A 3,276-nucleotide genomic window follows, 5' to 3' on the forward strand; every position below is an offset into this window, starting at 1 on the left:
CAGGTAGTGCCCCCGACGGCACGGCTTCCCGCCCGTTTTGGTGTGGAGCCTGCCGGATCCGCCGGCCGGGGGGCGGACCGGTCCGCATCGTGGCGACATACCGGCCATACCCCCTAACTGGTCGGCGCCCACCGAAGAGGGCATCTAGGTTGGGTCGGGTCAGCACGGAACCTGGGAGGTCTCATGGCGCTACGTCGCGGACTTGCCGTTTCAGTGATGATCGGTACGCTCACCCTGATGGGCGGGATCGCCGGAACAGCCTCCGCTGCCTCATTCACCTCCGGCGCGCCGGCGCTGGGCATCGCCAACGCCGCGGCGGTGGTCCGATCGGCGGGGTACACGCCGATCGTCCTCGGCGGTTATGACCGGAGCAACGATCTCAGCGTGATCGTCGGACTGCTGTCGACATCCGGGGACGGGCATCCGCAGCGGGCGTTCTTCTTCCATCGTGGCCGGCTCATCGGCTACGACTTGCCGCAGCCGAGCGCCACGATCCGCTGGATCTGGTCCACCGACCGGGTCGTCGCCCTCCAGTACGATCTCTACCGGCCAAGCGACCCGATGTGCTGCCCGACAGCGGGTGGTGCGACCGTGCGTTACCAGTGGAACGGTTCATCGGTGGTCCCGCTCGATCCGGTCCCGACCGCGAACGTGTCCGCCGCGAAAAGCCGCCGGTGATCCGCGACCGGTGATCCCCGGTCCATGATCCGCCATGGACCGGGACCGGGACCGGGGTCGGGGCCGTCGCCGGGTGCGCCGCCGGGGATTCATCGCCCCGCGCCTTCGCTGCCCCGCCCGGACAGGGGCCGGCCAGGGGATGGCTGCGACGCGGGGTCGTCCGGCCCGCCTCAGTGCCCCTCGGCGGCCTCGACGAGTTCGGTGAGCACGCCTCCGAGACCCTTGGGATGGATGAACGCGATCCGGCTGCCGGCGGTGCCGTGCACCGGAGTCTTGTTGACCAGATCGAATCCGGTCATGGTCAGGGCCGCCAGGGCGCTGTCGATGTCGGCGACGCCGTAGGCGATGTGGTGGATGCCCGGCCCCCGCTTGGCCAGGAACTTCCCGATCGGGCTGTCCTCGCGCAGCGGTTCCAGCAGCTGGACGTGGGAGTTCCCGGTCTTGCCGCTGTGGACCAGCAGCATCGCTTCGCGCACCCCTTGGCGCTCGTTCTCCTCTTGGTGCACGACCTTCAGACCGAATGCCTCCTCATAACGGGGGATGGCCTCGGTGAGGGAAGCCACCGCGATCCCGACGTGGTCGATCCTGGTCAGCACAGCCGTCTCCTCGTTCTGCCGGCCCGCGATCGGGGCCTGTCCGCCGATGTCCCACCGCCCCTGGTGCGAAGCGATGGGGTCCGCACTGAGCCTGCCGGTTCACGATCCCGGCGTCGACCGATCGGCCCCCGTGACGTGAGTGGAGTCCGCGGACGTGGGGTGACGTGGGCGACCCGAGCCGGGCCCCACTCTGCCCGCTGCCTCGCCAGGGGTCCACGTCGCCGGCGTGGTTGCGGATGCTGTCGTGGGTGGGCGTTGCTCTTCCAGTGTGTTCATGGGGTGGCGGTGTGGAGTTCGGGGCCTCGTCGTGGACTCCGTTCGAGTCTCCGCGGGACAGGCCGTAGAGTCGAGTGTCAACCATTTTAGCCCGAGTCTTCGAGGCACGAACGTAAGGGTTACGGTGTCCACGACGCGTCGCGATCGTTCCGCGTTCCGCGCGGCCCGCGGAAACAGCCGTCAGATAGGTGAGGTTGCCGAGCGGGTCGGGCTTTCTCTGCGCGCGGTCCGGTACTACGAGGAAGCCGGACTGCTTACTCCCGCTGGACGTACGCCGGGTGGCTTCCGCCTGTACGACGACGAGGCTGTCGATCGACTGCTGGTCATCAAGAAGATGAAGTCGCTGGGGTTCACGTTGGAGGAGATGCGGTCGCTGTTGTCGGTGCGCGACGAGCTGTCGGATCCGACGATCTCCGAGAGTCGGCGGACCGAACTGCGCGAGCGGCTGCATACCTGGGTCGTGCTGGCTGAGGAGAAGCTGGCCACCCTGCGGCAGCAGGCGGGAGTCGCGGAGGACTTCGTCATCGGCCTGCACGGTGATGCGGATCGGACGGTATGACGGACTCGTGAATCCATGGTCACCTCGTCCGAGATGGGTGCCGGAACCGCCATTAGGGGCCCACGTCCCGAGGTCGGGGCCGTCGGGATCGTCCGATCTCGGCAAGAGATCCGATTTTGCCCGGACGCCCGGTTCGTGCAGGTTGTCTCGTCCGCCCGGGTCCTCCGCTGCGTCAAGGTCATCCGTTTTGTAAAGCTGCCTATTTTGTGGGAGCTACCTGGTTCGCCGGGGTGACCGGGATCCGGGGTGGCGGCCGGCGCTGGGACTCCTGTGGAGCAACCGGAGTCCGCTGGTGACGGACGTCACGGTCGGCGTCGGCCGTGGATTACTAGATCTTTACCGGTCCTGTGTAGCTGCGGGTGGCCGATACTAGAGACGCTTGACACTCGAATACCAGTCGCCATGCTCACGTGATAAGGGTTGAATTGTCCATAACCAGCAGCGCCGGGTCTTCCGCCGATGCCCGTGACGGCCGCTACCGGATCGGTGACGTTGCCACCCTGGTGACCTTGTCCCTGCGTACCGCCCGCTTCTACGAGGATGCCGGCCTGCTCGCGCCGGTAGGCCACACCTCGGGTGGTTTCCCGCTGTACGACGACGACGCACTCGACCGGTTTTTCCTCATCAAGAAGATGAAACCGCTGGGGTTCACACTCGAGGAGATGCGCTCTCTCATCACATTGCGTGAGCGGATCGGCCAGCCCGATCTTGCCCCGGATCATCGCAGGGAACTGCGGGAACGGTTGAGAACCTGGGTTACCCTGGCCGAGGAGAAGCTCGCATCTCTGCAGGAACAGGTGCGTCTCGCCGAGGACTTCATGATCGGGCTGCGGGACGATACCGCCCGGTCGCTGCGGGAAAGCCCGGATCGCCGGGACGTTGCCGATCAAGACGATCTTGGTCCCGGTCGCCTGGACAGCTCGTTCCTCGATTTTCTCGATGATCCCTTCGGGCCCGAGGAGAACTGACCCGGCCCGGCATCACGAGGCACAGCGCCCCCACCGGCCTGGCCGCGGTGGCGTGACCTCATGTCCCGTGGCGGTGGTCGAGCCGCGCTGCTGGAGATCGGTGACGGTCCGGGACTGGGGTTCGTCACCGAACTGCGGCCTTCCCGGGCAGGGACACCCTCCGGCGGTCGGCTCGACACGGGTCGAGGGTCGGCGGGTG

Annotated in this window: 4 protein-coding genes; 3 read left to right on the forward strand and 1 reads right to left on the reverse strand. The window is 67.1% G+C overall.

Going from position 1 to position 3,276, the window contains the following annotated elements:
• Positions 1-183: 183 nt before the first annotated feature.
• Positions 184-678, forward strand: a complete 495-nt coding sequence (locus tag AC08OO_RS22990) for an LppP/LprE family lipoprotein (RefSeq protein ID WP_476619075.1) — start codon at positions 184-186, stop codon at positions 676-678.
• Between the two features lie 170 nt (positions 679-848).
• Here the strand turns inward: AC08OO_RS22990 and mce are convergent, their stop codons facing one another.
• Positions 849-1,274, reverse strand: coding sequence for a methylmalonyl-CoA epimerase (gene mce / locus AC08OO_RS22995; protein WP_476606701.1), 426 nt, complete (start codon positions 1,272-1,274; stop codon positions 849-851).
• Between the two features lie 400 nt (positions 1,275-1,674).
• On the opposite strand from mce, the gene AC08OO_RS23000 reads away from it, so the two are divergent.
• Together AC08OO_RS23000 and AC08OO_RS23005 are read left to right on the forward strand one after the other, a co-directional pair.
• A complete protein-coding gene (locus tag AC08OO_RS23000; protein WP_476611804.1) occupies positions 1,675-2,109 on the forward strand; it encodes a MerR family transcriptional regulator in 435 nt (144 codons plus the stop codon).
• Between the two features lie 425 nt (positions 2,110-2,534).
• Positions 2,535-3,077, forward strand: coding sequence for a MerR family transcriptional regulator (locus AC08OO_RS23005; protein ID WP_476611805.1), 543 nt, complete (start codon positions 2,535-2,537; stop codon positions 3,075-3,077).
• The last annotated feature ends 199 nt before the right edge of the window (positions 3,078-3,276 follow it).

The sequence above is a fragment of the Frankia sp. CeCAU1 genome (genome assembly GCF_977971845.1).

Excerpts from the sequence above, each read along its gene's own strand:
- AC08OO_RS22990 (WP_476619075.1), top strand. The coding sequence starts at position 184 with ATGGCGCTACGTCGCGGACTTGCCGTTTCAGTGATGATCGGTACGCTC.